Raw genomic sequence first — 2,407 nt, 5'->3', positions numbered from 1 at the left:
CTAAACCCTGAACGATGGTCTGGTGCTATCAGGAACTGTAAGCCAGTTGGTGAAGTACACCTAAACCCAGAAAGAGAGGCTGCTTAATAAGTAAGCAAATGATGACAACTACCTTGAAAAACGCCGCATCCGCCACGAAGAGGCGACAGGCTTCTTTCTTCCGCGAGCTCGATGCGCCAGCAATGGCGCATATTTGATGACCCACCGGTTGATGGTTGAGTGATCAACGTGGATGCCCCGCTCAGCCATGATCTCTTCGATTTCACGGTAGCTGAGTTTATACGAAACGTAGTATCGAACAATCTGGAGGATGATGTCGGAAGGAAAGTGGCGACCGGAAAAGTTGATAGTCATAATGCTAAAGGTAATGAGTGCTGACGGAGATCCTAACTCAGCACTAAAAGCCCTTTAGTGTTGTAACAAAACCTATGGCTAGCCATAGGCTAGCCATGATAACGGAATTCGGTAGCAATGCCATCATTGAGCATTATCTGAGCGCTTCAACAAAGCCCCTAAATGGGGAAGTGTTGCACTTCAGACTTGAATTCGGGAGCTTTTAGTTTGGTAAGAGGTCAGGTAATTTACCATAAGCTAGCCTGTATTCAGATTGTCTGAAGCCTATTGAGCCATTTGGAATAAATGCTCGGCTTTGAGTTCCATCTGAGTTCGCCCGAATACACTCAGGGGAGCAATTGGCTGTATTAGACAAGTATAGACCAGCATGAGGGCTGTAGATTTCATATGCGGATAGATTTGAATTCCAACTGTCTCTTGGGGTCTTTTTCTCTGCTAGTTCAAACTCATATGCTTCTATTGGTATATTTGGAGTATCTTTACATACTACGTTCCAGCTCCTATTAGAATCAACATAACATGGGAACCACTGGTTCTTATCGTTTTTAGCCCACCAAGTAAAAGAATTCGGTTTATCTGGGATATATGACCATTCATGCCAAGAGTCATCACCTGACTTTTTACTCGTATCGAGCCGCATCTCATCATTCTTACCAAGATACATGTATCTATTTCTATACTCAAAAAATAAAGTCTCATAAGCAACTGATTTAGAAATTAAAAAAGGATAAACAATACCACTTGATGTATTGTCAATTGTTGCTCTATATACATTTTTCTCGCTGTCATATACAAAAGAAATATCTTTAACAGGTCTATCACCTGATGTTGTAGTGGCGTCTCCAAGTCTTGTAATTTGCGTTACATCAAACTGGAGGTAATTGTGGTCAGGTCTGCTGGATAGCGAGCTTGCAATAAACCTGACTTTATCCTCAGCATTAGGCGTAAATTGTAATTCACTTTCTCCAGCTGGAAGGCCAAGAGAAACTCCATTTTCATTTTTTATCTCAAACCCTAAAATACCTCCATGTTCATTTGAATAAATGGGTAAAACCTGATACTTGCCATTAGTGATTTTTTCATTAAATGAAATAGGGGCCATGTTGGACTCATCTCCGGCCATTAGAAATGTACTTTCTGAGTGTTGAGGGAATAATGTGCTCCATAGAACATCATTGTCCTGATTAGCGTAAGAAAAACTCGAAAAGAGCAAACCTGTCACTATTGCAGTATTTTTTAGCATTACATACCTCCTTGTTTAATATGGTATTGATTTTATGGCACTTTATAGTAAGCAGTTAGGATGCTATCATTAAAATGTTAAATGGGAAGTTTGATGTCCAATTCTTTTGTAATGAACTATTACTGCGCGCTTCAACAAAGCCCTGCGGAATTGATGTCAATATTACACCCAGCCAAAAGCAAGGTAACTATGAGGGAAAATATGGCTTTGTCGCAAAGTTATGCTGATGTAGAAGCGTACTGATTTCCAGACGCAATTAGGCTGCAAGTGCGTAGAATTCATCCCAAACTGATAAACCATCAGGGTTGTCGAGCTGTCCATTTTTAATCATCGCCCACAGCTCTATTCCGGCTAAAGTCGCCCTTGCACCTTCGTCAGATTTCCAACCCAGTGCCTGGTTCATTTTTCCTTTTACTCTGCGATGGCTTTGCTCAACAATATTGTTCAGGTATTTCACTTGAAGGACTTCAATGAGGTTGAGCATCAGACCATTCTGCCAAAGCTCAACATTGATATGATGCTGTGCCAACGCGTTGGAATGACTGCCGTCAATCACCACCTTTTCGGGTAACCCATGTTGGCCGATGGCCTTTTGGAAAAACGCTCTCGCGGCCTTTTCATCTCGCGTATCACGCAGTAGAAAATCAATCACATCACCGTATTTATCTACGGCTCGATAATAGTACTTCCACTGACCTTTGACGTTAATGTAAGTCTCGTCCATCCCCCCTCCGGCAGGATAGTTGTCACTGTTAAAATTTACCCAGCATGGGCGGTAATGAGTGAACCTTGTCTCGTATTCCAGCAGAA

2 protein-coding genes and 1 pseudogene are annotated in these 2,407 nt (G+C 41.8%); all 3 read right to left on the bottom strand.

The features are described from left to right. Positions 1-126: 126 nt before the first annotated feature. Positions 127-354: pseudogene (locus tag Q1A70_RS19555) on the bottom strand (IS6 family transposase); the annotation flags it as partial. Positions 355-556: 202 nt separating this feature from the next. Continuing rightward, positions 557-1,597 (bottom strand): hypothetical protein, encoded by a 1,041-nt coding sequence (locus Q1A70_RS19550; RefSeq protein ID WP_299695606.1) that lies wholly within the window; start codon positions 1,595-1,597, stop codon positions 557-559. Between the two features lie 256 nt (positions 1,598-1,853). Beyond that, positions 1,854-2,407, bottom strand: a 554-nt coding sequence (locus tag Q1A70_RS19545) for an IS6 family transposase (RefSeq protein WP_299695608.1), incomplete at its 5' end; no start/stop codon positions are given.

The sequence above is a fragment of the uncultured Vibrio sp. genome (assembly GCF_947488985.1).
Taxonomy (GTDB): Bacteria; Pseudomonadota; Gammaproteobacteria; order Enterobacterales; family Vibrionaceae; genus Vibrio.
This window is presented reverse-complemented; position numbering and strand designations above follow the sequence as displayed.

Coding starts and splice junctions, on each gene's coding strand:
- Q1A70_RS19550 (WP_299695606.1), bottom strand. CDS start 1,597: ATGCTAAAAAATACTGCAATAGTGACAGGTTTGCTCTTTTCGAGTTTT.